Below are 26,448 nucleotides of genomic sequence, written 5' to 3'. Positions count from 1 at the left end.
CATTGAGAGGTCACCGTCTGTTTGAGCGGGTCGAGAGTGAGAGAGGCGGAGCAGCGCGGGTGAGGCCGCCGGACCAGAGAGAGCATTCGGCGGCGCCCTTTCGTATCCCGCTCTCCTCTGAGGTTCCTCCCCATGATCACCGAGACGAGCTGCCACACGGCTCCCTTTGCTCTGCTGGCGCGCGCCAAGGCCGTCCTTCGTGCGGCCGAGCTGCTCCTGCCAATCCTCACTCGCGGCGAGCGCATCGATGCACGGTGCCTGCGCTTGGTCATGCAGACCGCGTTTGGCGCCAGTGATGCCGAGGGCAGCTGGGATTGGAAGACGGCGTACGAGGCCTGCGAGGTCGCTTCTGTTCTGTTTCTGACCAAGTACGGTCCGGCGATGATCAAGGCGAGCCATGGCTTGCCCTCGGCTATGCTGCCGATGGTCGCCAAGATCGCAGCGCTTCTTCCGAGCCATACCAGGCGCTCACTGGAGAGCCAGAGTTTTCAGCAGTTCTCGACGCCGTTGCCGTTGGCGCTCGCCGCGGCCGCGGCGGCGCAAGTGACATCGACCGACCGCGTGCTCGAACCCTCAGCGGGGACGGGGAGCCTGGCGGTCTTCGCGGAGCTTGCCGGCGGCTCGCTCCTACTCAATGAGCTCGCTGCCAGCCGCGCCGCCTTGCTCGACCTGGTGTTTCCGGGCGTGAGTGTGACGCGCTTCGATGCCGCGCAGATCGATGATCATCTTGATGCCGCCTGCGTCCCAAGCGTCGTCCTGATGAACCCACCGTTCTCGGCGACAGCGAACGTGGATCGCCCTCTGGCCGATACGACGTTGCGCCATGTCTCTTCGGCGCTCGCACGGCTCGGAGATGGAGGACGACTGGTCGCCATCGCGGCCGCCAGCTTTGCGCCGGACAATCCGACCTGGACGGATGCTTTCGTGTGTCTGCAGGAGCGGGGCCGCCTCGTCTTCTCCGCTGCGATCGATGGCGCTGTCTATGCGAGGCAGGGGACGACGACGGCCACCCGGCTGCTCGTGATCGACAAGCAGCCGGCGCGAGATCCTCATGTCTTTCCGCAGTCAGCCGGGATCGCGCCCGACGTGAGGGCCTTGCTTGGTTGGATCACGGCGCTCGTGCCGCCGCGGCTGCCGATGGTGGGCCGTTTTGTTGCGCGGGTGGACATGCGTGCCGGTCGGCGGCCGAGAGACCAGCGCGCATTGGCCTCTAGCTGCTCCTCTCCACCGTCGACCACGCCCGAGCCTGCGGGCTGTGAGCTCGCTTACGAGCCGGTGGATGATGTGCCCGCGGAAGGACCCCGCCTGACTGACGCGCTGTACGAGGCGTATCAGCTACAGTCGATCCGAATCCCGGGCGCACAACCGCATCCGACGAAGCTCGTGCAATCCGCCGCCATGGCCTCCGTCGTGCCGCCTAGGCCGACCTATCGGCCGCATGTGTTGCCCCGGCTCGTAACCGATGGCGTGCTGTCGGACGCGCAGCTTGAGAGCATCATCTATGCAGGTGAGGCGCATGATGGATTCCTGGTTGGCTATTGGGTCGTCGACGAGACCTTCGGCCAGGTTTGTGCGGCCAGCGAGGACGCCGAGGGCGCGGTCCGCTTCCGGCGCGGCTGGTTCCTGGGCGACGGCACCGGCGCGGGGAAGGGGCGCCAGGTCGCAGGCATCCTGCTCGACAATTGGCTGAAGGGCCGGCGCCGGGCGATCTGGGTCAGCAAGTCCGACAAGCTGATTGAGGACGCACAGCGCGATTGGGCGGCGCTCGGCATGGAGCGATTGCTGGTCACGCCGCTGTCGCGCTTTCGCCAGGGCACGCCGATCCGGCTTGATCAAGCCATCCTTTTTACGACCTACGCCACGCTACGGACCGACGAGAAGGCCGAGAAGCTTTCCCGCGTCCGCCAGATCGTCGATTGGGTGGGGCGGGATTTCGACGGCGTGATCATCTTCGACGAGAGCCATGCGATGCAGAATGCCGCGGGCAACAAGGGCGATCGGGGCGAGCAGGCGGCTTCACTGCAGGGGCGCGCCGGATTGAGACTGCAGCACGCGCTGCCCAATGCCCGCATCGTCTACGTCTCGGCAACAGGCGCGACCACCGTCCACAATCTCGCCTATGCCCAGCGGCTTGGATTGTGGGGCGGCGCGGACTTCCCGTTTGCGACGCGGGCGGATTTCGTGGCGGCGATCGAGGAGGGCGGGGTCGCTGCCATGGAGGTGATGGCCAGGGATCTCAAGGCCCTCGGCCTGTACGCTGCACGATCGCTCTCCTTCGAGGGGATCGAATACGAACTGCTCGAGCACCGGCTGACCGACGAGCAGGTCAGGATCTACGACGCCTATGCTGAGGCGTTCGCGGTCATTCACAACAATCTTGAAGCTGCGATGCGCGCGGCCAACATCACCGGCGCAACCGGCACGCTGAATGCCCAAGCCAAGTCGGCGGCTCGCTCGGCCTTCGAATCCGCCAAGCAGCGTTTCTTCGGGCACCTCCTGACTTCGATGAAGACGCCGACGCTGATCAACGCGATCAAGCGTGATCTGGAAGCTGGCCATGCCGCAGTCATCCAGATCGTCTCGACCGGTGAAGCCCTGATGGAGCGCCGCCTGGCCGACATCCCGACCGAGGAGTGGGGCGACGTCCAGGTCGACATCACGCCGCGCGAATATGTGCTCGACTACCTTGCCCATTCCTTTCCAGTCCAGCTGTACGAGCCGTTCACGGACGGCGAGGGTAATTTGTTGTCGCGGCCGGTCTATCGCGACGGCCAGCCTATGGAGAGTCGCGAGGCTGTCGCGCGCCGCGACCAGATGATCGAGCATCTTGCCTCGCTTGCTCCGGTGCCCGGTGCACTCGATCAGATCGTCCAGCGGTTCGGCACCGATATAGTCGCCGAGGTCACGGGACGGTCGCGGCGGATCGTCCGTATCCGGCATCGACTCGCGGTCGAGACGAGAGCGGCTTCAGCCAACCTCGCGGAGGCCGCCGCGTTCATGGATGATCAGAAGCGCATCCTGGTGTTCTCGGATGCCGGCGGCACCGGGCGCAGCTACCACGCCGAACTGTCGGCCAAGAACAAGCGGCTGCGGGTGCATTATCTGCTGGAGCCGGGCTGGAAAGCGGATGCCGCGATCCAGGGGCTTGGGCGGACCAACACCCGCGGCCAGCGCCAGACCGGCGGGCAGGGGCTGTTCCGCGCCGAGGATAATCTCGAAAGTCCGCACGCCCGCGATGCTCTGCGCCAGCTCTATGGGCTTCTGGTTCGTGGCCAGGTCGGAAGCTGCTCGCTGCAACGGTTCGAGCAGGCGACGGGATTGAAGCTGACGGACGACAACGGCTTGCGGGATGAGCTGCCGCCGATCACGACGTTCCTGAACCGGCTGCTGGCGCTGACGATTCAGCTGCAGAACATCCTGTTCACGGTGTTTGAGCAACTGCTGGCAGCGCGGATCGAGGGGGCCATCGCATCGGGGACCTACGATGCTGGCCTGGAGACGCTGCGAGCCGAGAGCTTCGTCGTCAATGAGCGGCGCACGATCTATAGCCATCCGGCAACGGGCGCCGAGACCCATCTCGTCACCATCACCCAGCGCGACCGCAATCGGCCAATGCTGCTGAACGAGGCGTTGGAGCGGCTGCTGCAACGCCGCGCCGTTCCGCTGCGCAACGTGCGCTCGGGGCGAGCGGCGATCCAGGTTCCGGCGCCGAGCTGGCTGCTCGACGATGGCGAGATCGAGCCACGCGTCCATTTGATCGCACCGATGGGGCGCCAGACTCTGCCGCTGGCCAAGCTCGCCGAGCTCGATTGGGTCGAGGCCGATCGCGAGCAGTTCAAGGCCGGCTGGAGCGCGGAGCTCGCATCGATCCCAGAGTTCACGACCAGCACGATCTACCTCGTCACCGGGCTCCTGCTGCCGATCTGGAAGCGCCTCCCTCAGGAGTCGACGCGGGTCTACCGTCTCCAGACCAATGCAGGCGAGCGCATCATCGGCCGGAAGGTCCCGCTCAGTTGGGTCACGGCAATGTCGGCGGAGAGACCGGCGCTCGCAGCTGAAGACGCGTCCGCGGCACTGCTGCGCGACGGCTATGTGCTCGATCTCGCTGAAGGCCTGCAGTTGCGGCGAGCCCGTGTCATGGGCGCCAATCGGATCGAGCTGTTGGGCTTTACCGAGGGGCTTAGAGATTGTCTCAGAGCCTATGGGTTGTTCAGCGAGATCATCTCCTGGAAGCTGCGGATGTTCGTGCCGACCGATGTGGGCGGTGCGGCGATCCTCGCCAAGGTCCTGGAGCGGTTTCCGATTACGCAAGTCCGTGGGCGGGAGCGACAGTGATGGCAGGCGACGCGTCAGAGCTGGCGCGCCACCTCGCGCGTGAGGCCGAGGCGGTGTGCCGTCACTATCTCTCTAACGGGCGGCGCCAGGGCCGCTACTGGACGGTGGGCGATGCTCGCAATACGCCCGGCCGCTCAATGTTCGTCCGACTCAGCGGCCCAGACTACGGTCCTGGCGCCGCCGGGCATTGGACCGATGCCGCCTCGGCCGAACATGGCGATTTGCTCGACGTGATCCGCGAGAGCTGCGGCCTGGTTGACTTTCACGATGTTGCCGCTGAGGCACGACGCTTTCTGAGTCTGCCTCGCGCCGAACCGCGCCGAAGCCCAACGCTCATTCGTACATCCGCCCCCGCCGGATCGCCGGAAGCGGCGCAGCGTCTCTTCGCCATGTCGCAGCCGATCCGCTGCACGCTCGTCGAGACCTACCTGAATAGTCGCGGCATCAAGGCTGTCCATGATGCAGGCGCGCTGCGGTTTAACCCGCGCTGCTACTATCGGCCGGACGACGGTTCGCCGACCGAGACCTGGCCGGCGATGATCGCGCGTGTGACCGATCTCGATGGTCGCATCACCGGCGCGCACCGTACTTGGCTCGATCCGAATGGCTTCGATCCGATCCGTCTCGGCAAGGCGCCGGTCGACACGCCGCGACGGGCCATGGGTGGTCTGCTCGGCCATGCCGTCCGCTTTGGCTCGGCCGACGACGTCCTCGTTGTCGGCGAAGGCATCGAGACGATGCTATCCTTGCGCTGTGCGCTGCCTGCCATGCCCATGGCTGCTGCGCTCTCAGCCAACCATCTCGCCGCCATGCTGTTCCCATTCGCACTGCGGCGACTGTATATCGCTCGGGACGACGATGCAGCGGGTTGCATGGCGCTCGGAGCGTTGATCAAACGCGCCGAAGCAGCTGGCATTGAGGCCCTTGCCCTGTCTCCACGGAGAGGCGACTTCAACGAGGACCTGCGTGCATTTGGCCCCCGCGCACTGCGCGCGAAATTGCGCATCCAGCTCGCGCGGCAGGATGTCGTTCGCTTCATACGCCAGGGAACGATCAGGACGGAGTGACAGACGGTGTTCTGGGCCGTCCTGGCCGATGTGCCGCCATACCGGACAAAGTCGCGTCGGCCTTCAAGAGGGTGGTCGCTTGCGCTGCGTCCAGCAACACTCAAAGCAGGAATGCTTGGCGGAACGCCGAAATATAGCTCCTGACTCACAAGGATCTCGGAAAGGCCATGACAGCCTTGTCCTCCTTCCATACACCAGCGGGTCGTGGCTCACTGACTTTGCAAAGAGCTACGGCGTTGGCCTTCAGCGTGAGATCTGTTTCGGCATCGATGTTGGTGGTGCGGATCAAGACATGGCCGAACCAGGCGCGGGTGGTACGGATGTTCAGCTGGCGAGGACCGACTGGCAGGCGGCAGGCCAAAGTTCGCTGACCCGTCGCGTCGTGGTGGAAATCCAGCAGAGCCGTTCGGTCAATGATCAACTCGCACCGTTCGGGCTGCTCTCGATTTCCGGCTTGACAAACAATATCTCGGGGAGCATTCGAACCGCGCGCCGGGAGTTCCGGAGCATTTCAGCCAACCGAAACAGGAATATGGACAGTTCCCCTAGTCGCAGTCCGGCCGAGGCGAAGCGCCTCCGTCGGACATCCAAAAAGTCAACCGGATTCGCTCCCGACTTTGCCCGTTGGGCGAGCAGCGGCCGGGCCTAGGGCCTGTCGTCCTCGCCTCTCGGGACCCGTCGGGGTCGCTATCCGAGAGGTGAGCCATGAACACGAACGTCACGTTTCTTCGCGGCAATGCCGCTGCGCCCGGGCCTGAGGGAAGCCGGGCGAACCGCGTCAATCAGGTCGGTTTCCTCGAGAACCGTCGCGTCACCGGCGCGCCGGCACGCACGGCGCTCGTGATGGTGTGGCGCACCAACCCGGCCAGCGGCAGGCTTGAATGTCGCTGGGCCGTAGACGGCGGCGCCGCAACTGACGAGGGTGTCAGTTGCAATAACCTCCGCCAAGCCGCCTAGTCCGGCTCTTCCTCACGCTGTCGCACGCTTCCTCCCTGCCAAGGCGCACGCCTGGCGGGCGCGTCCCATCGCGTCTGGATGCACTCCGACTTCGATCGATACCTCCCATTCCAGAGCAACGTGCCATGAATAAAGTGACAAAGCCGCCGCAAAACAACCGTGAGATGGGCAGCAAAGGGCGGGTCGTTTCGTCTCTCCTGGTCGAGCTATGCGAATGCTCGCCAGAGCAAGCGCTGGCTCGTCTGGAGGCGACGCCAACTGGCCTGACCGAACAACAGGTCGAACGGCGGCAGGAGCAGTATGGCCTCAATGAAGTAAGTCACGAGAAGCCGCCGACCTGGTATCATCAGCTATTCGAGGCGTTCCTGACGCCATTCAACGGCGTGCTGTTCGCGGTCAGCATCGTTTCCTTATTTTCCGATGTGATTTTCGCCGCGCCAGACGATCGCTCGTTCAGGACGGTCATCGTGCTCTCCGCGATGGTCCTGCTGAGCACGCTGTTGCGCTTCTGGCAGGAATTCCGGTCGAACCAGGCCGCTGAAGAGCTGAAAGCGATGGTGAGCTCGACGACGGCGGTGCTGCGTGCCGGCATGCCGCGCCCGCAGGAGATGCCGATTTCGGCATTGGTGCCGGGCGACATCGTCCATCTGTCGGCCGGCGACATGGTCCCGGCCGATGTGCGGCTCTTGAGCGCCAAGGATCTCTTCGTCAGCCAGGCCATGCTGACGGGCGAGTCTCTTCCGCTGGAGAAATATCCGCTCCTGCCGAGCCCGCGGAACCTCGCTCGCAGCCCGCTCGAACTGGAGACGGCGAGTTTCATGGGCACGAACGTGGTGAGCGGCACCGCGACCGCCGTCGTGGTGGCGACAGGCGATACGACCTACTTCGGCGCCATGGCGCGGGATATCGTCGGCGCACGGCCGCTCACGAGCTTCGACATCGGCGTCAATCGCGTCAGCTGGATGCTGATCCGCTTCCTGCTGGTGATGACACCGCTGGTGTTCCTCATCAACGGTATCACCAAGGGCGATTGGCTGGAGTCGTTGCTATTCGCGGTGTCGGTCGCGGTTGGTCTGACGCCTGAAATGCTGCCGATGATCGTCACCGCCAACCTCGCCAAGGGCGCGGTGATGATGGCGCGACGCAAAAGCATCGTGAAGCGGCTCAATGCCATCCAGAATTTTGGTGCGATGGACATCCTATGCACCGACAAGACGGGGACGCTGACGCAAAATCGGGTCATCCTTGAGCGGCATCTCGACATTCATGGCAATGAGGACAGCCAGGTTCTGGAGTTGGCCTGGCTCAACAGCTTCCATCAGACCGGCCTGAAAAATCTGCTCGACGTGGCCGTGCTGGAATACGCCGATCAATTGGAGCTGGTCGGCAAGGTGCAGCATTATCAGAAGGTCGATGAGATTCCGTTCGATTTCGTACGTCGCCGTATGTCGGTGATCGTTCGCAACGGCGGCAAGAACCTGCTGGTCTGCAAGGGCGCGATCGAGGAAGTGCTGGGGCTCTGCGCGTTCGCCGACGAGAATGCTGCAGCGCCCGAGGGCGTGGTGCCGTTCACCGATGAGATGCGACGGAACGTGCGCGAGATTACGCGCGACCTGAACGAGGACGGCCTGCGCGCGCTGGCGGTCGCCTACAAGGAGCTTCCTCCGGAGGACCGCGCCTACACGGTTGCGGACGAGAAGGAGCTGGTTCTTGCCGGCTACGTGGCCTTCCTCGACCCGCCGAAGGAGACGGCGCGCGAAGCTATTGCGGCGCTCAACGAGCACGGGGTCGCGGTCAAGATCATCACCGGCGACAACGAGGTCGTCACGCGCAAGATCTGCAAGGAGGTAGGGCTCGCGGTCGACATGGCGATGGCAGGAAAAGACGTGGCGGCCCTGGCTGACGCCGAGCTGGCCGAAGCTGCCGAGCGGACCACCATCTTCACCAAGATGTCTCCTCTGGAGAAGTCGCGGGTGATTCGCGCCCTCCAGAGCAAAGGCCACACCGTCGGCTATCTGGGCGACGGCATCAACGATGCCGCCGCGCTGAAGGACGCGGATGTTGGCATCTCGGTCGACACGGCCGTCGATATCGCCAAGGAATCGGCGGATATCATCCTGCTCGAAAAGAGCCTTCTGGTTCTCGAAGAAGCGGTTATCGAGGGGCGCAAGACCTTCGCCAATATCATCAAATACATCAAGATGACGGCCAGCTCGAACTTCGGCAACGTGTTCAGCGTCCTGGTCGCGAGCGTGTTCCTGCCGTTCCTGCCAATGCTGCCGATCCAATTGCTGATCCAGAATCTGCTCTATGACATCTCCCAGGTCTCTATTCCGTGGGACGACGTGGACCGGGACTATCTCACCCAGCCGAGGAAGTGGGATGCAGGTGGCGTTGCTCGCTTCATGGTGTTCATCGGCCCGATCAGCTCCATCTTCGATATCGTGACCTTCATCGTGATGTGGCACGTATTCGGGGCGGATTCGGTCGAGAAACAATCGCTGTTTCAATCCGGCTGGTTCGTGGTCGGCCTGCTGACGCAGACTCTGATCGTCCACATGATCCGCACACAGCACATCCCGTTCATCCAGAGTCGGGCCGCTACCCCGGTCATCCTGCTGACGGTCAGCATCATGGCGATCGGCATCTACCTGCCATTCTCGCCGCTTGGCGCGCATGTCGGCATGGTGCCACTTCCAATGTCGTATTTCCCGTGGCTCATCGGGATTCTGCTGAGCTATTGCCTGCTCACGCAATTGATCAAGCGGTTCTACATTCGCCGGTTCGGTCAATGGTTGTAGGTTCGGTTATGCACATCGAGACGTGGGTGCTGTTCCGAAGTCGTGCGCAGCGACACGTCGCAAGCGTGGTCATCGGCATCGCGATTGTCATGCTGCGCCTCTCTTACCAGCTTTATCGGGCCGGAGTTCTCGATCTGGCTGGTACTAGGTGCGCCATTCGATGGAGCAACCACGTCTGGCGGTTCGGCTGGGGCTTGGTGAGGTGAACAAGCCGACCCTGATCAGAAGGCTTGTTGCACTGCCGTCACAGACGGCGGGCATCCGATTGGTAATCCTTTGTCGAGATGAGACCATCCAAATGCTTGCTCGAAATCGTCCCTCCGTGAACGGGCTCCGCCGATCCCACAAGAGTGCTGCAACTGTCTTGGCAGTGGGAGTGCTCGCGCTTTCCGGTCCTGGCCTCGCGGTCGAGCTGCCGTTCAAGGCAAGGGCGGCAAGAGCCGTCTACGATTGGACCGGCTTCTATGTTGGCGGCCACTGGGGCTACGGCGGTGGAAGCTTCGGTCCCGGCACCAATTCGCTTCCCCTGCAGGGCGTGTTCTTTCCGCATGGCCCCACCGGCCTGATCAGCGGGTACCAGGTGGGTTACAATCGCGAATTCGCCAATCACATGGTGCTGGGTCTGGAAGCGGATGCGTCGTTCACGAGCCCGGCAGACCAGGCGGCGTTGGCGCAGGCGCCCGCGCCCTTCAATGCGACGCTTGACTACGTCGGGACCTTGCGGGGCCGCGTCGGCTACGCCTATGGGCGATGGATGCCTTTTGTCACCGGCGGCTTTGCCTGGGGGCACACCCATGTCGGCATCAATGACGGCAGCGGGGCGATCATCGGCCGCTATCAGCCCGGCTGGACGGCGGGCGTCGGCCTCGAATTCGCGGTCAGTGGCAACTGGACCGCCAAGCTCGAATACGACTATGTCGACCTGGCGCGTCAGGCGTATGACCTCAGCGGCTTCGGGCTGCCGGGCGTCAATGTCGACCCGCGCATTCACCTTGCCAAGGTCGGGCTCAACTATCAGTTCGGCGACACACTCTGGAAGCCGGCAGCGGAGGCCAAGACCGCGCATCCCGAATCGAACGACTGGACGATCCACGCGCAGACGACGTTCCTGCCGCAGGCCTATCCGGCGTTCCGTTCGCCCTATGCGGGAACAAACAGCCTTCCAGGTGGTGGGCAATTGCAGCAGACTTGGACCACGACGGCATTCCTTGGCGTGCGGCTGTGGGACGGCGGGGAGTTCTATTTCAACCCCGAGCTCGCGCAGGGCTTTGGCCTGAATGGGACGTTGGGCATCGCCGGCTTTCCTAATGGGGAAGCGCAAAAGGCGGGCGCGGCGTTTCCGAAGATTCGTCCCCAACGTTACTACCTCAAGCAGACCTGGGGTCTGGGTGGCGAGCAGGAGGAGGTCACGGACGGTCCCAACCAGCTTCCCGGGAAGCGCGACATCGACCGTGTCACGCTGGTTGTCGGCCGCTTTGCGATCGGCGATTTCTTCGACAACAATGCCTATGCACATGACCCGCGCGCCGATTTCATGAATTGGTCGATCTGGGAATCGGGGGCGTATGATTTTCCCGCTGACCTTCCGGGCTATACACGCGGCGCCATGGTCGAGCTCAATCGCAAGGATTGGGCGGTGCGTGCCGCCTTTGTCGAGGTGCCGTCCCAGCCAAACAGCGACATCTTGACATTCAAGACCGGCGGCGCCGTGATTGAGTTCGAGGAGCGCCACACCATCTTCGATCAGCCCGGCAAGCTGCGGCTCGGCGCGTTCGTGAATCAGGGCGTCATGGGTAATTATCGCCAAGCGATCGCCCTCGCAGCGTTGGAACCCACCCGGGATATCAACGACGTGATGGCGAGCATCCGTCACGTTAATCCGAAGTACGGCGTCTATGCCAATCTCGAGCAGCAGGTCGCCCAAGATATCGGCATGTTCGCCCGGGCGAGTTGGAACGACGGCCAGAACGAAATTCTCTCCTTCACCGATATCGACCGCAGCTTGGCCGGCGGTGTCTCCATCAAGGGCAGCTATTGGGGACGACCGAACGATACGGTCGGTATCGGCGGTGCTGTCAATGGGCTCTCCACTGCGCATCGTGATTATCTCGCCGCCGGCGGAAACGGCCTCTTGATCGGGGACGGCCAGCTCAACTATCGCTCCGAGCAAATTCTTGAGGCGTTCTACGCCTACCAGGTCACCAAGAACGTCATCGTCACCGCGGACTATCAGTTCATCGCAAATCCCGCCTACAACGCCGACCGTGGACCGGTCTCGATCTTCGCCTGTCGCCTCCATGGGGAGTTCTGACCCGCGCGCACGCGGAACGCGTCCAATGCTCGCTGCCGCCGGATTCCGAAGTTCCGCGCGGCTAACCAAAGCGTAAAGTCCGAGAGCCATACCGATTTTCGCTTCGCGCTTCGCGGTTCACACGCGACCATCGCCGAAGGCTGGGCATGGCTGATCGATACGCGGCGGCAGGCCATGGGCGACCTGTCTGGGCACGCCGTTCGCTTCGGGATCGCTGATGACGTGCTGGCGGCCGGCGAGGGCATCGAGACCTTGTTGTCGTTGCGGACGGTGCTGCCATCCCTGCCGGTGGCCGCCGCACTCTCCGCCAATCATCTCGCAACGCTGCTGTGGCCGGTCACACTGCGCCGGCTCTATGTCGCAGTCGACGCTGATGCTGCCGGTATCACTGCGGCAAAGGCATTGACGGTCAGAGCGCTGGACGCCGGCATCGAGGCGATCGCCTTGTGTCCTCGCCTTGGGGACTTCAACGAAGATCTGCGCGCCTTCGGGCGAGCCCGGCTCCGGGACATGCTGCGCCATCAGCTGTTGCGCGAGGACGCCGCGCGCTTCATGGACGTGATGTCGGCCTAAACGTCGGTCCTACCTCGGGGGGCTGCTCTGCGCTCGCAACTCGTGAACGGGCGAGAGGATCTCATCTGAGCTTCTGAGAGCCGCGCCGGGGCCTTCTTCAGAGGCGATCGGACGGCAGGCGGTCCGGTCCGGCAATGGCGGTGCGCGGCTATTTTCCGCCGGCCCGCGCGCGGGCCTTTGCATCGCGAAGCAAAATAACCGCGAACCGCCATCCTCCGCTGTCGCTCCGGCCCACTGCTCGAAGGGATCAGCGGGTTCTGGTCCGGTCCGCCCGCCGTCTTGTAGATCGCTATGGAAGGCCGCGATCGGCGCGGTCAGAGATCACAGACGAGATCCCCATGTCCGACCACCACGACGAGATGCGTGAGCCGCACGACACCCGGTCGACGACCGACGACGCTCTGGCCGAACTCCAGATGTACGGCTACCGGCCCTTCGACGACGAGCCAGACGCGCGACCGCTGCCAGAGGGCAGGGCCATCACTGGTGCAGTCGCCGACATCTTCGATGCCCTGGTGGCGACACTCTCCGACACTCGCCTCGAGCCTGAGCTGAAGGATCTGTTGTGGTCGACGGTCAACCTGTTCCAACGCGCCACGATGCGCATCGAGCGCGAACTCGACGACAATGAGCAGGCGCAGCGCTCAAGCCAGCGCGAGCAGAACGGCTCGGAGGTCCGCTCCGTCGAGCTCGAGCGGCTGACATCGGAAGGAGTCTCGCTGGTCGAGCGCCGCAACGTCATGGAGCTGTTTCGCGACCTTGCCGCGGAGGCCTTCGAGCTGCATACGCGATTGCCCTGGCGCCCGCGATCTGGCTCGCAGGTCAACCACCGCATGCTGACGGCCGCCATGATCGACTCCCGCGACTTCCTCGCTGCCAAGCGACGGGCCGAGACCGAGGTCATGCTGCCGCAGGGTCCGAAGATCGCACTCACCGGCGGACCGGATTTCAACGATGTCGCACTCATCTGGGACCGGCTCGACAAGGTTCACGCCAAGCACCCCGACATGGTGCTCTTGCATGGCGGCTCGCCAAAAGGAGCCGAACTGATCGCCTCCAAATGGGCCGCCAACCGGAAGGTGCCGCAGATCGCCTTCAAGCCCGACTGGACGAGGCACAACAAGGCAGCACCGTTCAAGCGCAACGACGCCATGCTGGAGACGCTTCCGATCGGCGTCATGGTCTTCCCCGGCTCGGGGATCCAGGGCAACCTCGCCGACAAGGCCCGTCGCCTCGGCATTCCCGTCTGGACCTTCGGGAAAGGCGGCGCGTGAGCGCCGTCAACTCCTCAACGCTCCGCCGAGTTCACAACGCGTCCGATGCCGCTTGCGCGTCGGCGCGACTCTCCGCAACTTTGTCCAAATCAGGAATCATATTGTTCGGATCGCGCCGCGGTGGTGGTGGAAGGCGCATCCCGTCATAGCTTTGCACGGAGGCCACCGCCATGCCCGCTATTACTCTCATCCTTGGATTGGTCAGCGTCGGACTGTTGTGCCGCGCGCTGTTTAAGCTGGCTGTTCACGCTCTCCCGTTCTTCGTTGCGGTCAGCACCGGCATGGCGGTCCTGAGTGCAGGCGTCGGGATCGCCTGGGCATTTTTGGCGGGGCTGACCGCGGCGGCTCTCATCCTGACTGTCGGCCGGGTCCTGTTCGCAACTTCGCGATCCCTGCTGATGCGCGGCTTCGTAGCAGCTGCCTTTCTCGTCCCGGCAGCAATGGCCGGCCGTCACACGGCGCTGGGTGTTGCCTTACTTGCTGGGCCATCGCCGCTCTGGAGTGATATCATCGGTTGGCTGGGTGCATTCCTGGCGGGCGGATGCGCTCTGCACGAGTTGCTCAGTCACGATCTGCCCCGCCCGTTGCAGTCCAAGCAGGGCGGCGATCGGCCTCTCCACTCTTCGCGGCTGTGAACCTGGACTGGGCAGTCTAGCCGCCTAGGCTTCGAACGGTCGACGACGTTGTTTGCAAGCACGAATGTGCTCAGCTGAGCGAAGGCGGGCCACTCCGAACTGGAGCTTGCGACCCATCGCAAACGATCTTACCAACGCGAGGCGTGGGCTGACCGGCTCACGGCAGGTTCGCCGTCACGGGGCCGAAACCGTCACGCGCTTTTCTTGTCGGCGGCTTCTGATCGTACGTCTGGCTTGTCTGCCGTCTTGCGCCGCCGCGGTTCACCTTATCTCTCCTGAAGCTGATCGGGACGGCGACGCACCTTGCCTCTTGATGGCTTGATCTGGCCGAAGGCCGGCTACGCCTCGATCGCCTGGGCGCAACGCCGCCGGCCAACTTTCTTCCCCTGGGCGGAGCCGCCCATTCCTCGCGGGACAAGAAAGTTGTCCGGCGCCGTCCTCCGCTGCCGCTCCGGCCCTGCGGGTGCGCCGTCGATCGCCATTCGCCCGAGATGCGCCATCGAGGCCGCGGTGGTCGCGGCCCGAACCACCCAAGGAGAGACGACATGGCTTCCATCGGTTCCTTCAAGAAGGTCGGCGACGATTTCCAGGGCGAGATCATCACCCTGAGCCTCAAAGCGAAGGGCGTGCGCATCGTCCTTGAGACCAACCGCTCGAGCGAGAACGCGCCCAGCCACCGCGTCTACGCAGGCAGGGTCGAGATCGGCGCCGCCTGGGCGCGCCGCTCCGAGGAGGGACGCGACTACCTCTCGCTCAAGCTCGACGACCCCTCTTTCAACGCCCCGATCTACGCCAACCTGTTCGATGACGAGGGCGGCGAGGGCTACACGCTCCTCTGGTCGCGGCCGCGCAAGACGGCGGAGTGAGACGATGGCGCCCCGCTCGGGTCGTCCGGGCGGGGCACTATCGACCTTGCTTTTGCGGGGGGCTGCTGCGACCGGTCAAGCTTAGAAGCGGAAGTCGCTTATTCAAAGTTTAAGGTTCAAGATGAGCCATTATTCAATGTTGGTAGATAGCCCCAAAGCGATGGTTACGTATGCCTCCAGACCTTGATCGATGAAATCAGCAAAATTGCCGCAAGCGTCGGCAATAATATCGCGCTGGGCACAATGCCAAGAAGCCCGCCGCCGACAAAGGTACCGACCATTGAACCGGCCGCCATCGCCAGCATGAACTGCCAGTTGTTGCGGATCACGATGAAGCTCTGGTCTCGGCTATAGCGCGCGAATCCGACGAGCATTGTCGGCAGGCTGACAGCCAGCGAAAGGCTGCCAGCGAGCTTTACCTCTGCGCCGAACAGCAGGATCAGCGTGGGGATTAGAAACTCCCCGCCAGCGACGCCTAGAAGTGATGCCACCACGCCGATAGCGAAACCAGCGGCCACGCCGGCCACCGCCAGGCTCCAGCCATCAAACGGTAGCGTGCTCGAATGTGCATCATGGGCAAACAGGAGCACGGCAGAAATGAGAACCAGCAGCACGGCAATGATCTTGTAGAGCGTCTCGGACTTGAGCCGAGTGGCCCACGACGCGCCGAAGTAGGCACCGACAAGGCTGCCGGCGAGCAAGTTGACGATGGTGGGCCAATGCGTGCCGACCTCGGCGAACGGCACGGTGCGAGCTCGGAAAAGGAGCGCCGTTGCGACTACGATCAGGCTGGTGGCCTTGTTCAGGACCACGGCCTCTAGGCCACGAAACTTGAATAAGCCGATGAGAATCGGCAGCCGGAACTCGGCGCCGCCAAGACCAACCAGGCCGCCTAGTGTGCCAATGACGGCGCCTGTGCCGAATGCAGCGGTTTTGCTTCGCATAGGGAATAACGACGAGAACGGGCGCAAATTGCGCCTGTGGTGGCTTGTGCCCATGATCCGTCGTGGCGGGGAGCTTCACACCTGCTTACGGCAGGGCGTGGGGCCGACACAACCATAGTCCAGTACTCAGAATGCCGCAAATGCAGTGAAATGCCTGCAGCAGCCGGCATCGTGGCTGGGAGACCGGTGAGAGGTCTCTGCGGATCGGCTTCAAGCGGCGACTTAAGACATCGGCAGTTTGATCCCGAAGATGTCCGTGGCTCATGTTGCGGCGGGAGACGAGGTCGGGAAACGCTCGGTGGGGCCCCTCATGCTGATCGGTACAGCCTCCCTCACAAGACGTCCGGGTAAGTTCACTGATTGCTCCGCATGGGTAACCCCAGCGGAGCCAAAGCTGGAGCCAGAGTTCGACAGTTGCTGGTCAGATTTCGGATCCACCCCTCTCCAACTAGGTGTTCTCTAGCCGAGAGTGGCACGTTCGAAATTCTACAGGCTCACGCCACGCTCGGCGGCTTCGACTCATAAGCCTGCTCTTCCAGGAATGGCTGTTCGATTTCTCGTCTCGTAGGATCAATCAGGTGCAGAGTCGTCGCTTCACCGAGCTCTTCGGCGTATGAAGACGCTGCTTCGAGGTGAAACAGCATCATCTTGCGCGAGGCTTGCCATTGATCGGTCATGTCTAAATGAGGAGCAAGGCCGGCAGATGTGCAATTACATAGGCTATGGTTGAACGGATTAATTTCGGGGTCGTTGTTTTAGCGTCAGCTTGGTCGGCAAGAGTCAAGTGTTATGATCTCGATCTAAAGGTTTTGTTCGCAGGATTGGAAAAGGAGAATTCAGTAAAGGAGTCGATGCGACGACAGGCTTGCTCGTCGCATGCAGTCGGCCCGGGTCGCTGTGAATCGCCTCCCGGCGGCAACCGCGACACCAGTAGAGTTCACCATATTCAGTGCAAGCGATCTTGAACCCGTCCGGAACGGATTCCGCACGATATTCGTATGTCGATCCACCCGGTTGAGAAAGCTGCACAAGCCCGGACTTTCTACAGTTCGGGCATGTTAGCAGCTCAGCCCAACGCGCACCCGTCGCCATTGCGAAGCTCCTCCAGCATGACAGAGAAGGAGAACGCAACTCATCGGCTCCGTCTGGTCAAAATTGCTCAACTGGGCTGCGATATTGCATCTTCCTTTGCGGGACCGCGCGCGACGACCTTGAGGGCATCATTCGATAGCGGACACTGCGACGCTCTAGCTTCGTCCCAAGGGGCACGTAGCCACACGTCCCGTTCCCAATCGGTCGTTGGGATCATCGGCATCGCCTTGGGGTGGATCGGTTCGACGATTGCGCTAGGTGCGGTCGTCAGGAAGCCGTAGACTAGGTGAGGACCGGGGATCGGCTTCGATTTCGTGCCGCGCTCACCTTTGAATTCGGTCCAGATTCCGGTCAATGAGCGATCGTCAGACAACGCGAAGCGGACCACATCCTTCTTGGTCTCGGGGTTCGGCTCTGGCGCGTATTACGCAAAGCTGTTGAAGGGCACGAGGCAACGGTTCTCAGGCTTCAGCCAGCCCCGCCAATGCGGAGACGAGGTGTTGCGGATGTTCGTCACGGGTGGCCCGCCGGTTCTCGGAGGCGGCGGCATCCCCCCGGCGCATCATCAGCATCTCGCGGTCTTCTCCGTTGCCGCGAATGGCGGGTGCCGGGTAGTCCGGGAAGACACCCGGCATAGGAGGAAGATTACCCTAATATCGGCGGACGATCCGAAACAGCGCCGCGATTGCAGCCTGATTGGTGGTGATGCTGCAGAGGTTGCACATTCTAAGGCTCAGTCCGCTCCAGCGCTCATCACTGCGTGGTGTCCATATGTGTTGAGTAGACGTGTCCCTCGTTCGTCCTGAGATCGATCTCCGCACCGCAGAAGCACCGGGATCGGCCGGACGTATTCTGGGTTGGGAGGCGGCAGCCGGCGTCCCACATCGCGTATTTCCAGTGAACGCTTGATGTCGACGCCACTCGTCGAAATCTCCCGGAGATCGACGTGAAACGAATGCGCGCCACGCGCTCTCAAATGCCGAGCGCGCCTCTGCGAACGATGCTGCCGTGCCGACACTCTGCTCGCCGGGATGACTGCCCGGATAAAAGCCGCAGAACCATTGCCAAGCCGGTGATCCGATCGATCCCTTGTTCCTGGTTATCGTACCGGCTTGAATGTCGCCGAAGTAGATGCGCCAGGTCTCTTCTGGCGCCTTGGAATCGCGGCGGCGGGTGAGGGCGGTCATCCCATATTGATTCCAGCCGGTGGGCTGAAAAGGAAGCCGCTATGGCTAGGGTGAGCGTCGCCTTGGTCCCCAAGTCCTTGTCCAAAGCCGATGTCGGATTCCGCCTGCCTCGGGGAAACCGGGGGCGATGCCGCCAAAAACTGTGACGATCGACGACAGCGCCAAACTTTGAGCAAGCTTTGGCATTACCGGTTTGGAATGCGGCGTGCTTTCTTCTTTTGATCGCCCGAGAGAGGCGGCGGCTTCAACAGGTCCGCCGGCTCGACCCCGAGACCACCAGCAAGAGCAGCGAGCACGTCGATGGAAACCGCATTGCGGCTTCGTTCGATCATGCTGATATAGGTCCGGTCGATCTCCGCGCGATGCGCAAGCTCCTCCTGCGACACACCCTTCGTTCGGCGCAGGTGCTTCAGATTGGTCGCCAGGATGTCTCGGATATTCATCTCCAAGACAGCACAGGCTTGTCGAGTATTTCACCACGGAGTATTTTCTACAATGAAGCCCCAAGCGATTGAGTCCGTTGGCTAATGGCGCCCGGCGCCGGGAAAGCGTAAGGCTCCCGCCGCGCCTCTGCTCCCCCGAAATGAACGTCGCGTTTGCCCTTTTCAGGTTTGTGAACGATGTCCTTTCCACCGCTCGATCCCGATGTCGCGGACAACGCTCCGAGCGATCCCGTCCTGACGCCCTATGACGAGGAACACATCGTGACGTATCTCCGCATGCTCGATGCGGAGGCGGCCGGCGCCGATTGGAAAGAGGTCGCCCAGATCGTTCTCCATATCGATCCGTCCAGGGAACCCGAGCGGGCCCGGCGCGCCTTCGACAGCCATCTGGCGCGGGCGAAGTGGATGTCGGAGGAGGGCTACAACGGCTTGTTGCGTGGACCTCCCGAGACCTGACGTTGTGCAACCACTGCGGAACCCGATCGTTTCAAGCAATCGTGTAGTTAGTGGAGCGCGCAGCCTGCATCAAAGTACCGACGCGCTAAAAGAATCAGCACCGCAATCAGAAATGGCGCCATCATTCGGATATTCCGTGGCAGTCCTAACCTGATGAGGACAGCACGATGTCGGAATTTGATTGGCGCGCACCCAAGGCCTACGCGAACATGCATCGCGCGGACCGTCCAGGCCTGGCCTGGGAGTGTGTCCGCCGGTCTCCGAACTATCGGGCGCAGTATTCCGCGACGGCCCGTGCTGATCGTGATGATGCAGCAACGTTTCGGAGGCGCTGGGGGTTGATATTTCGCACCTGACCCCGCGCTCTCCTTTGATGCCCAGATCGTCTTCTGGGCGCCCGAACGCTCGTCGACGGTGCTCGCGCTGGCCGAGCTCGACAAGCGCTTCCCCGTCGTCACCCCGACGTTGAAGCTTCCACCGTTGGCGCCACACCAGCTCCGGCTGGCGGCGGATGGCTGGCACGTGGTCGTCAGCCTCGGCGGGGTTCAGCATCGTCTGTGGCTACAGACGAAGCCGCTCACGAGTGCGTCGTATACCGTGCTGCTGCCCTACGATCGTGAGTTCAAGGTGCGACACGAGGCGGCCGATCGTCTCTGGCGTGCGCTCAAAGGACGCCCGCTTGGTCCAACGTCGGACGGCTGGACAGAGCAACGGCGCGCGCGCCTCGTGCTGACCCTGCGCGCGCTCGACGCCTGGCAGCAGGGTAACAACTATCGCGCCATCGCCGACGCTCTGTTCGGGGCTGGGCGCATCTCGGCGCGCAGCTGGAAAACGCACGATCTGCGCAGCCGCACCAGACGCCTCGTTCAATCTGGATTGGCCCTGATTCGCGGCGGCTATCTTCAGCTGCTACGTCCGCGGCGCAAGGACGAATAGAATTGCGGAGGGGGGCCGAACATGACCCCCCTCGTCTTCGGCATCCTCCTTCGCGGTCCTACGCCTCCATCATGGCCGCCGACACGCAACGTCGCTCGATCGTTGCGCGAGGCTCTCCTGGAGGTGCAAAATGCCCGATCCCGTCGCCGGCCTGCCGCCGCGCTTTCTCCGAACGCCCGAAGCTGCGCGCTATCTCGGCCTGTCCGGCCGCACGCTTGAGAAGCACAGGACTTACGGCACCGGTCCGACCTATCGCAAGATCGGCGGTCGCGTCGTCTACGCGCTCGAAGACCTCAAGGCTTGGGCCGACCGCGGCACCAAGACCTCAACCGCTGATCCGGGGCAGGGCACCGTGCTGCCGGCCAAGCGGCATTCAGGCCTCGTGCGATACGCCGGCTACGAAGCTCCTGCGCGCTCGAGAGGAGCTTAACGATGCGCGGCAGCTGGCGCGCCGAGCGCGAGCAGCTCGAGCTGTTTCGTGCGCTGCCGGGTGATCTCGCGCCTCGCGACGCCCAGGATCTGATGGCTTATCCGTTCTTCTCGCTTGCCAAGAGCAGGCGCGTTGTCCCGATCGATTTTCACGCGGGGACAATCACGATCCGCGTCGAGGCGGTCCCGGAGCACGGGATGGCGACGATCTGGGATGCGGACGTGCTGATATGGGCGGCTTCGCAGATCGTCGAAGCGCGCGATGCGGGTCTGAAGACCTCGCGTCTGATGGCGGCGACGCCGCACGAGATCCTGACCTTCGTCGGACGCGGGACCGGCGCGCGCGATTACGATCGTCTCAAGGCGGGGCTTGACCGCCTGCAGGCGACGACCGTGCTGACGTCGATCCGCCAGCTCACGGAACGGCGGCGGCATCGCTTCTCCTGGATCAACGAATGGCGGGAGACGGCCGATGCCCATGGCAAGCCGTCCGGTCTGCAGCTGATCCTGCCAGACTGGTTCTATTCGGGCGTTCTCGACAACGCGCTCGTGCTCACGATCGACCGCGCGTATTTCGATCTGAGAGGTGGTCTTGAGCGCTGGCTTTATCGGCTGGTTCGCAAGCATGGCGGGCGCCAACAGGGCGGCTGGAGCTTCGACGTCGCGCATCTGCACGCCAAGTCGGGCAGCCTGTCGCCGCTGAAGCATTTTGCCTACGACCTGCGTGACATCGTCCGCCGCCAGACGCTGCCCGGCTACCGGCTCGCCATCGAGCCCGGATTGCGAGACCGGGAGCGGCTCTCCTTTGCGCCCGTTCCCGAAGACCCGTTCGCCGCGCGTCTGCGCAAGCGCGGCATCAGCACTGCCTCTGGGGAAAACCTGTGAATCAGCTCGTGCTATCGGGGACCAAAACCCTCGTGCTATCGGGGACCGGATCCTCGTGCTATTGGGGACCGAAATCGGTCAAAACCGATGGCAGCTCAATTGCTTGGCCGGCCCTTAACTTTACTAACAAGGAATCCTTCGGATTCCTTCTAACGGACAGCGCATTTTGCACGCCTGGTGATGACCAGGGCGCGCAGCCTCGGCGCGGCGTCCTTGAGCTTGATCGGGACCTGAACCCTAGGCGTGGCTGCACGGTGTCGCCGGCCGTCCGGGATTGGGCAGATCAGCCCATCTGCTCTCGCCGGAGGGCAGCATGAGCGACCTCACACAGGTGGAGTTGCTCTGGCTCGAGAAGCGGATCGAGAACTGGATTCGGTTCGGCCATGCGGTCGAAGAGACCATCATCGACAAGCGCCGGCGTATCCTGTCCTTCGCGCCTGGCAGCGTCTTTGCCTTCGTCCGGTGGGCAGCCAGCGATTTCGGGACGGTTGTCTCGCGCATCGACATCGTCAGGGCAGTCGCGCGGGGGCAGGGATATTCCACCGTTCCGTTCGTGCGTCCTGGCGGCGAGATCCTCCTGCGACTCGCCGGCTGGCCCCGGGTCGAAGCTGTGCTGCAGCGGATCGATCGCATCGAGGCGCTCGGCATCGATGCCGCGGAGGCCGCCCCGGACTATTGGCAGCACGTTCACAACCGCCTGTCCGCTCACGACGTGCCGCGCGACTACACGCGCGGACGGCATCAAGCGTGGCTGCACCGGCGGAGGTTTGCGCGATGACGACGGCTGCTGTGCTTCGTTTTGCGTTCATCGGCGTGGCTGCCATCGCCGTATCGGCTGTGCCGCAGTCGTCGACCGTCCGCCTTGTCTGGAACCTTTCTGCAAGCGTCCCGACGGGTCTCTACCGTGTGCGCCAAAGCGGCGATCGCTCCATCGGCGAAATCGTCGCTGTGCAGCCGCCGCAGCCGATCGCCAATTTCCTGATGAGCCGAGGCTACCTGCCGCGCGGCATACCGATGATGAAGCATGTTGCGGCACTGCCCGGGCAGGTCGTCTGCAGGAACGGGCTGGCAATCCTCATCGACGCAATCGAGGTGGGGCAGGCACAAGCGCGTGATAGCCGAGGTCGGCCGCTGCCGGTGTGGCAGGGCTGCCGAACGCTCAGGGAAGATGAAGCCTTTCTGATGAACACGCGCTCGGCGATCTCCCTCGATGGGCGATATTTCGGCGTGCTGCCGATGTCCGCCATCGTCGGTCACGCAGATCCGCTGTGGGTGAGCGGGGAGCATTGACGATGCAGGACGGTCGCCGGCCCTTCGATGCTCGTTCGATCGCTCAGACCTCCGCTGGCTCGTTCGTCGCGGCCGCGTCTCGCGTCGTAGCCGCGCGCGTCCGGAGTCACGGGCAGAGCATAATCATCGCTGCGGTCCTCGCATGGTCGATTGTCGCCGGCGCGACGGCACAAGCCTCTCCGTCGTCCTCCCGTCTGCACGTCGTGAGCACGTCCTCTGTTGAGACATTTGCAGGTTCTGTGAGCGAAGCTGCGCATCGGTTCGATATTCCCGAGCACTGGATCTACGCCGTCTTGCGCATCGAAAGCGGCGGTGATCGGCGGGCTCGCTCGCCGAAGGGCGCCATTGGCCTGATGCAGATCATGCCGGAGACCTGGCGCGATCTGCGCGCCCGTTACGGCCTTGGGGCCGATCCCTTCGATCCTCACGACAACATTCTGGCGGGTGCAGCCTATCTTCGTGAGCTGCACGACCGTTATGGATCGCCGGGGTTCCTCGCAGCCTACAATGCGGGTCCAGGGCGGTATGAACGTCATCTGGCAACAGGCCGGCCGCTGCCGGACGAGACGCGAGCCTACGTCGCGAAGCTTCAGTCCGCCGTGGCCGGTGTGCAAGCCCAGCGCCCGGTCGATGCCGTCCGAGCGGCAGCTTTCTCGCATGTGAACTTGTTCGTCCCGCGCGGTTCGCAACGCATGGCCGGCGGTCATCCAAGTGTAATTGGCAAGCGCTTGGACAGATCATTGCGTGTCGCTCGCCGCGGCGATCTTTCGTCGCTTCTATCGCGGCCGCATTCATTGTTTGCTCGGCATGCCGGCGGAAATCTCTGGCGATGAGCGAACGTAACCCTTCTTCGCGGCCTGTCGTAGATCATCGCATGTTGGAGAGGAATCAGGTGAAGGCCGGAAAGCTCAGCCAGGGATGGCGAGATAAAAGCGCCGACGGCTGTCGGGCGCATGTGGTTGGTTGGATTCGTGTTTCAGACGTGATCCAGATCAGGCCGGCTGGCGCTTCCCCGCGAAAGCGTCGGCAAATCAATCAAGCGAGCGCCATCGGCCAAGTCGGCTTCTCGCCGAGGTCGACATGAGCCGGGACGAGAGCGACTTCCGCGTTCGTCCCGGTCGGATCAAGAACGGCGGCCGTGGCCCGGCCAAGCCGAAGACCTTTGTTGGCCAGGTCATGCGCGCCGCTCGGAAGGCCGGCCATACCGGCAAAGGCTTTGGTCGTGAGGGACGAGGGGCCGGTGCGCGGTTCGGGCGGGGCCGGTCTGCTGCGCTGGCATTGTCGCTGCGCTCGCCGACGCGCCGGGTCGTGATCAAGGCGCGCGTGGTCCGGCATCGCGGGACAAAGTTCCGGTCGGCGCCGCTTGGCAAGCATGTGAGTTATCTCAAGCGTGAGGGCGTCACGCGCGACGGCGCGGATGCCAAAATGTTCGATGCGCGATCGGACCTAGCTGATGAGCGGGCGTTCGCTGCTGGCGTTGAGGGCGACCGGCATCATTTCCGCTTCATTGTCTCGCCGGAGGATGCCGCTGACATGCAGGACCTGCGTGCCTTCACGCGCGAGCTGATGCGCGATGCCGAGCGTGATCTCGGGACGCGGCTGGAGTGGATCGCGGTCGACCATTGGAACACGGACAATCCGCACGTCCATGTTCTCGTGCGCGGCCGGAGCGATGACGGCCGGGACCTCGTCATCAGCCGCGACTATATCAGCCGCGGATTTCGCGAGCGGGCAGCGGAGCGCGTCGGTCTTGAGCTCGGGCCGCGCAGCGAGCACGAGATCAAGTCGGCTCTGGAACGCGAGGTCGATGCCGAGCACTGGACCGGGCTCGATCGCACGCTTCGCGCTGTGGCCGATGAGGGAGCTGGCGTCGCGGATCTTCGCCCAGTGGCCCGCGGCGAAGATCCGGAGCTGCGAAGGCTGATGACCGGCAGGGCGGCCCGGCTGGAACGTCTTGGTCTGGCGGAGCAGATTGCGCCGGGACGTTGGACGCTGAAGCCGGGTCTGGAGGAGACGTTGCGCGATCTTGCGCTCCGCGGCGATATCATCAAAACCATGCACCGGGCCATCGCGGGCTTCGGCCGGGAGCCCGACGTCGCGGGCTTTGCGCTGCATGGTGATCAGCCGGCCGATCCGGTGCTCGGTCGCCTAGTGGCGCGTGGTCTCCATGACGAGCTCAAGGGCTCGGCCTATGCCATCGTCGACGGCGTCGATGGCCGAACCCACCATCTCAGATTCGCCGATCTTGAGCTGACCGGCGATGCTCAGCTGGGAGCGATCGTCGAGGCGCGCGTGTATGACGATGCGCAGGGGCGCAAGCGGCTGTCGCTCGCGACACGATCTGATCTCGCACTCGACGCCCAGGTGAGCGCGGATGGTGCGACATGGCTCGATCGGCAATTGCTGGCGCGCGAGCCTGTTGCTGCTGCCGGCGGGTTTGCGGCGGACGTCCGGACCGCCATGGAACGCCGGATCGATCATCTGGCTGCTGAGGGTCTCGCTCGTCGGCAAGGGCAGCAGGTCGTGTTCGCGCGCGATCTGCTCACCACCTTGCGCCAGCGCGAACTGAATGCCGCCGCATCCAGGCTCTCGGCCGAGACGTCGCTGGCCTACCGGCCGATCGGCGAAGGCGATCCCATCGCGGGCATCTACCGTCAGCGCGTGACCCTGGCGTCCGGTCGCTTCGCCATGATCGATGACGGGCTCGGCTTTCAGCTCGTGCCTTGGCGTCCGGCACTTGAACAGCAACTCGGGCGCGAGGTGCGCGGGATCGCCATCAGCGGCGGCGGCGTGAGCTGGAGTTTTGGACGCAAGCTCGGCCTCGGCCTCTGATCGCCTCTGAGAAAATCGAAATGGCATGGGGCTGACCACCAGGGAGGCTTAGACACCCCGGTTATTCCGCGAGATTCTGCGCAAGACTACGACGAGTATCGTTGAGGCATTGCCTCGCTTGTATCTCGTCGGTTCCTTCGTCCCACGAGCGCGGATATGCAACGGGGGACGATCGCGATGCCGTATGTCGATGCCGGCGGGGTCAAGCTCTATGTCGAGGAAACCGGCCAGGGCCGTCCGATCATCTTTGCTCACGAGTTCGGCTCCGACTTGCGAAGCTGGGATCTGCAGGTCCGTCACTTCGCGAAAAGCCATCGCTGCATCGTCTATAACGCAAGGGGCTACCCGCCCAGCGATGTTCCTGAGGATGCCGCGCTGTACGGCTGGGACCATGCCGTCGGCGATATCGATGCGGTGATGCGCGGACTTGGGCTCGACCGAGCTCATCTGGTCGGGGCCAGCATGGGCGCCTATGCCGCCCTGCAGTTCGGACTGCGATACCCGGGAAGGGCCACTGCCATCGTTGCCGCAGCCGCCGGATCGGGCTGTTCGCCGTCGCAGCGCGAGCAATGGCTGAAGCAGACATCGACGCTGGCGCGGTCGTTCATCGATCGCGGTCTGGATGTGACGGCGGACAGGATCGCGCACAGTCCGACGCGCATTCAGCTCAAGCACAAGAATCCCCGGGCATGGCGGGAGTTCGCGGACCGGCTCGGGCGGTTGTCCGCACGGGGACTGTCGACGACCATGGTGCGCTATCAGATGTTGCGTCCGTCGCTGTACGACTCCAGGGACAGCTTGGCGACATTGGCGATCCCGGTGTTGCTCGCTGTCGGTGACGAGGACACGCCCTGTGTCGACACCAACCTGATGCTGAAGGCATGCCTGCCCGATGCCGGCCTTTGGATCTGTCCGAACACGGGTCACACCATCAATCTGGAAGAGCCTGCCGCCTTCAATGCGCAAGTCCAAGGGTTCTTCGATGCCGTCGAGCGCGGCTGCTGGCGTCACGGCTATCCCACATCCAAACCGCGTCCCCGGAATCTCGACGCCGAGCAGGCTGGTCCCGCAGTCCCTGTGGCGCAGCGCCGATAGCGCAGAGCCGTCGACCGGCTCGCGGGCAGCGTGCGGACGT

22 protein-coding genes and 2 pseudogenes are annotated in these 26,448 nt (G+C 63.4%); 20 read left to right on the top strand and 4 right to left on the bottom strand.

Annotated features, from left to right (window positions below; all coding sequences use genetic code 11):
• The first annotated feature begins 132 nt into the window (after positions 1 to 132).
• The 10 genes and pseudogenes from QW868_RS04280 (at position 133) to QW868_RS04235 (ending at position 14,819) form a co-directional block, all read left to right on the top strand.
• Positions 133 to 4,335: a strawberry notch-like NTP hydrolase domain-containing protein gene (locus QW868_RS04280; protein ID WP_315792168.1), complete on the top strand. Its 4,203-nt coding sequence runs from the start codon at positions 133 to 135 to the stop codon at positions 4,333 to 4,335.
• Positions 4,335 to 5,402: a toprim domain-containing protein gene (locus QW868_RS04275; RefSeq protein ID WP_315764502.1), complete on the top strand. Its 1,068-nt coding sequence runs from the start codon at positions 4,335 to 4,337 to the stop codon at positions 5,400 to 5,402. The genes QW868_RS04280 and QW868_RS04275 overlap by 1 nt, the downstream gene beginning before the upstream one ends.
• Positions 5,403 to 5,694: 292 nt before the next feature.
• Positions 5,695 to 6,051 (top strand): hypothetical protein, encoded by a 357-nt coding sequence (locus QW868_RS04270; protein WP_315764499.1) that lies wholly within the window; start codon positions 5,695 to 5,697, stop codon positions 6,049 to 6,051.
• 56 nt (positions 6,052 to 6,107) lie between these two features.
• A complete protein-coding gene (locus QW868_RS04265) occupies positions 6,108 to 6,359 on the top strand; it encodes a hypothetical protein (protein WP_315764496.1) in 252 nt (83 codons plus the stop codon).
• 125 nt (positions 6,360 to 6,484) lie between these two features.
• On the top strand, positions 6,485 to 9,160 hold the full coding sequence (gene mgtA, locus QW868_RS04260; RefSeq protein ID WP_315764493.1) for a magnesium-translocating P-type ATPase: 2,676 nt from the start codon (positions 6,485 to 6,487) through the stop codon (positions 9,158 to 9,160).
• 298 nt (positions 9,161 to 9,458) lie between these two features.
• Positions 9,459 to 11,471, top strand: a complete 2,013-nt coding sequence (locus QW868_RS04255; RefSeq protein ID WP_409977822.1) for a carbohydrate porin — start codon at positions 9,459 to 9,461, stop codon at positions 11,469 to 11,471.
• A gap of 153 nt (positions 11,472 to 11,624) precedes the next feature.
• Positions 11,625 to 12,044 (top strand): annotated as a pseudogene (locus QW868_RS04250) (toprim domain-containing protein); the annotation flags it as partial.
• 338 nt (positions 12,045 to 12,382) lie between these two features.
• Entirely contained in the window at positions 12,383 to 13,318 is a 936-nt protein-coding gene (locus tag QW868_RS04245; protein ID WP_315764487.1) for a DUF2493 domain-containing protein, read from the top strand.
• Positions 13,319 to 13,488: 170 nt separating this feature from the next.
• Positions 13,489 to 13,953 carry a hypothetical protein gene (locus QW868_RS04240; RefSeq protein ID WP_315792171.1) on the top strand — a complete coding sequence of 155 codons (465 nt, stop codon included), beginning with the start codon at positions 13,489 to 13,491 and terminating at the stop codon, positions 13,951 to 13,953.
• A 545-nt stretch (positions 13,954 to 14,498) separates the two neighbouring features.
• Positions 14,499 to 14,819: a DUF736 domain-containing protein gene (locus tag QW868_RS04235; protein WP_315764483.1), complete on the top strand. Its 321-nt coding sequence runs from the start codon at positions 14,499 to 14,501 to the stop codon at positions 14,817 to 14,819.
• Positions 14,820 to 14,983: 164 nt separating this feature from the next.
• On the opposite strand, the gene QW868_RS04230 is transcribed toward QW868_RS04235, so the two are convergent.
• From QW868_RS04230 to QW868_RS04215, 4 genes and pseudogenes are all read right to left on the bottom strand, one after another.
• A complete protein-coding gene (locus tag QW868_RS04230) occupies positions 14,984 to 15,763 on the bottom strand; it encodes a sulfite exporter TauE/SafE family protein (protein WP_315764480.1) in 780 nt (259 codons plus the stop codon).
• A gap of 494 nt (positions 15,764 to 16,257) precedes the next feature.
• Positions 16,258 to 16,440 carry a hypothetical protein gene (locus tag QW868_RS04225; protein ID WP_315764478.1) on the bottom strand — a complete coding sequence of 61 codons (183 nt, stop codon included), beginning with the start codon at positions 16,438 to 16,440 and terminating at the stop codon, positions 16,258 to 16,260.
• A gap of 482 nt (positions 16,441 to 16,922) precedes the next feature.
• Positions 16,923 to 17,490: pseudogene (locus QW868_RS04220) on the bottom strand (SOS response-associated peptidase family protein).
• Positions 17,491 to 18,227: 737 nt separating this feature from the next.
• Positions 18,228 to 18,485: a helix-turn-helix domain-containing protein gene (locus QW868_RS04215; protein ID WP_041750670.1), complete on the bottom strand. Its 258-nt coding sequence runs from the start codon at positions 18,483 to 18,485 to the stop codon at positions 18,228 to 18,230.
• Positions 18,486 to 18,662: 177 nt separating this feature from the next.
• Between QW868_RS04215 and QW868_RS04210 the strand changes: the two genes are divergently transcribed.
• The 10 genes from QW868_RS04210 (at position 18,663) to QW868_RS04165 (ending at position 26,408) form a co-directional block, all read left to right on the top strand.
• Positions 18,663 to 18,941, top strand: coding sequence for a DNA -binding domain-containing protein (locus tag QW868_RS04210; protein ID WP_315764474.1), 279 nt, complete (start codon positions 18,663 to 18,665; stop codon positions 18,939 to 18,941).
• A 167-nt stretch (positions 18,942 to 19,108) separates the two neighbouring features.
• Positions 19,109 to 19,297 carry a transcriptional regulator domain-containing protein gene (locus QW868_RS04205; RefSeq protein WP_315764471.1) on the top strand — a complete coding sequence of 63 codons (189 nt, stop codon included), beginning with the start codon at positions 19,109 to 19,111 and terminating at the stop codon, positions 19,295 to 19,297.
• A 58-nt stretch (positions 19,298 to 19,355) separates the two neighbouring features.
• Positions 19,356 to 19,877, top strand: a complete 522-nt coding sequence (locus QW868_RS04200; protein ID WP_315764468.1) for a DUF2285 domain-containing protein — start codon at positions 19,356 to 19,358, stop codon at positions 19,875 to 19,877.
• A gap of 130 nt (positions 19,878 to 20,007) precedes the next feature.
• Positions 20,008 to 20,307 (top strand): helix-turn-helix domain-containing protein, encoded by a 300-nt coding sequence (locus QW868_RS04195; RefSeq protein WP_315764465.1) that lies wholly within the window; start codon positions 20,008 to 20,010, stop codon positions 20,305 to 20,307.
• Between the two features lie 2 nt (positions 20,308 to 20,309).
• A complete protein-coding gene (locus QW868_RS04190) occupies positions 20,310 to 21,191 on the top strand; it encodes a replication initiator protein A (protein WP_315764461.1) in 882 nt (293 codons plus the stop codon).
• A gap of 313 nt (positions 21,192 to 21,504) precedes the next feature.
• The gene (locus QW868_RS04185; protein WP_315764458.1) at positions 21,505 to 21,969 is read left to right on the top strand and encodes a DUF2840 domain-containing protein; all 465 of its coding nucleotides are present in this window, start codon (positions 21,505 to 21,507) and stop codon (positions 21,967 to 21,969) included.
• On the top strand, positions 21,966 to 22,481 hold the full coding sequence (locus QW868_RS04180) for a S26 family signal peptidase (protein WP_315764455.1): 516 nt from the start codon (positions 21,966 to 21,968) through the stop codon (positions 22,479 to 22,481). The genes QW868_RS04185 and QW868_RS04180 overlap by 4 nt, the downstream gene beginning before the upstream one ends.
• Before the next feature lie 2 nt (positions 22,482 to 22,483).
• Complete coding sequence (locus QW868_RS04175) at positions 22,484 to 23,314, top strand: lytic transglycosylase domain-containing protein (protein WP_315792172.1); 831 nt, start codon at positions 22,484 to 22,486, stop codon at positions 23,312 to 23,314.
• 247 nt (positions 23,315 to 23,561) lie between these two features.
• A complete protein-coding gene (locus QW868_RS04170; RefSeq protein WP_315764452.1) occupies positions 23,562 to 25,313 on the top strand; it encodes a relaxase/mobilization nuclease domain-containing protein in 1,752 nt (583 codons plus the stop codon).
• Positions 25,314 to 25,469: 156 nt separating this feature from the next.
• Positions 25,470 to 26,408: an alpha/beta hydrolase gene (locus QW868_RS04165; RefSeq protein WP_315764449.1), complete on the top strand. Its 939-nt coding sequence runs from the start codon at positions 25,470 to 25,472 to the stop codon at positions 26,406 to 26,408.
• Positions 26,409 to 26,448 lie beyond the last annotated feature (40 nt).

This window comes from Bradyrhizobium sp. SZCCHNR1051 (genome assembly GCF_032489615.1).
GTDB lineage: Bacteria > Pseudomonadota > Alphaproteobacteria > Rhizobiales > Xanthobacteraceae > Bradyrhizobium.
The sequence above is the reverse complement of the archived record's forward strand: the minus strand, read 5'-3'. Positions and strand labels throughout refer to the sequence as shown.

What these genes read in the sequence shown, in the direction of transcription:
- QW868_RS04280 (WP_315792168.1), top strand. Translation starts at nt 133, where the DNA reads ATGATCACCGAGACGAGCTGCCACACGGCTCCCTTTGCTCTGCTGGCG.
- QW868_RS04275 (WP_315764502.1), top strand. Translation starts at nt 4,335, where the DNA reads ATGGCAGGCGACGCGTCAGAGCTGGCGCGCCACCTCGCGCGTGAGGCC.
- QW868_RS04270 (WP_315764499.1), top strand. Translation starts at nt 5,695, where the DNA reads ATGGCCGAACCAGGCGCGGGTGGTACGGATGTTCAGCTGGCGAGGACC.
- QW868_RS04265 (WP_315764496.1), top strand. Translation starts at nt 6,108, where the DNA reads ATGAACACGAACGTCACGTTTCTTCGCGGCAATGCCGCTGCGCCCGGG.
- mgtA (WP_315764493.1), top strand. Translation starts at nt 6,485, where the DNA reads ATGAATAAAGTGACAAAGCCGCCGCAAAACAACCGTGAGATGGGCAGC.
- QW868_RS04255 (WP_409977822.1), top strand. Translation starts at nt 9,459, where the DNA reads ATGCTTGCTCGAAATCGTCCCTCCGTGAACGGGCTCCGCCGATCCCAC.
- QW868_RS04245 (WP_315764487.1), top strand. Translation starts at nt 12,383, where the DNA reads ATGTCCGACCACCACGACGAGATGCGTGAGCCGCACGACACCCGGTCG.
- QW868_RS04240 (WP_315792171.1), top strand. Translation starts at nt 13,489, where the DNA reads ATGCCCGCTATTACTCTCATCCTTGGATTGGTCAGCGTCGGACTGTTG.
- QW868_RS04235 (WP_315764483.1), top strand. Translation starts at nt 14,499, where the DNA reads ATGGCTTCCATCGGTTCCTTCAAGAAGGTCGGCGACGATTTCCAGGGC.
- QW868_RS04230 (WP_315764480.1), bottom strand. Translation starts at nt 15,763, where the DNA reads ATGCGAAGCAAAACCGCTGCATTCGGCACAGGCGCCGTCATTGGCACA.
- QW868_RS04225 (WP_315764478.1), bottom strand. Translation starts at nt 16,440, where the DNA reads ATGACCGATCAATGGCAAGCCTCGCGCAAGATGATGCTGTTTCACCTC.
- QW868_RS04215 (WP_041750670.1), bottom strand. Translation starts at nt 18,485, where the DNA reads ATGAATATCCGAGACATCCTGGCGACCAATCTGAAGCACCTGCGCCGA.
- QW868_RS04210 (WP_315764474.1), top strand. Translation starts at nt 18,663, where the DNA reads ATGTCCTTTCCACCGCTCGATCCCGATGTCGCGGACAACGCTCCGAGC.
- QW868_RS04205 (WP_315764471.1), top strand. Translation starts at nt 19,109, where the DNA reads ATGTCGGAATTTGATTGGCGCGCACCCAAGGCCTACGCGAACATGCAT.
- QW868_RS04195 (WP_315764465.1), top strand. Translation starts at nt 20,008, where the DNA reads ATGCCCGATCCCGTCGCCGGCCTGCCGCCGCGCTTTCTCCGAACGCCC.
- QW868_RS04190 (WP_315764461.1), top strand. Translation starts at nt 20,310, where the DNA reads ATGCGCGGCAGCTGGCGCGCCGAGCGCGAGCAGCTCGAGCTGTTTCGT.
- QW868_RS04185 (WP_315764458.1), top strand. Translation starts at nt 21,505, where the DNA reads ATGAGCGACCTCACACAGGTGGAGTTGCTCTGGCTCGAGAAGCGGATC.
- QW868_RS04180 (WP_315764455.1), top strand. Translation starts at nt 21,966, where the DNA reads ATGACGACGGCTGCTGTGCTTCGTTTTGCGTTCATCGGCGTGGCTGCC.
- QW868_RS04175 (WP_315792172.1), top strand. Translation starts at nt 22,484, where the DNA reads ATGCAGGACGGTCGCCGGCCCTTCGATGCTCGTTCGATCGCTCAGACC.
- QW868_RS04170 (WP_315764452.1), top strand. Translation starts at nt 23,562, where the DNA reads ATGAGCCGGGACGAGAGCGACTTCCGCGTTCGTCCCGGTCGGATCAAG.
- QW868_RS04165 (WP_315764449.1), top strand. Translation starts at nt 25,470, where the DNA reads ATGCAACGGGGGACGATCGCGATGCCGTATGTCGATGCCGGCGGGGTC.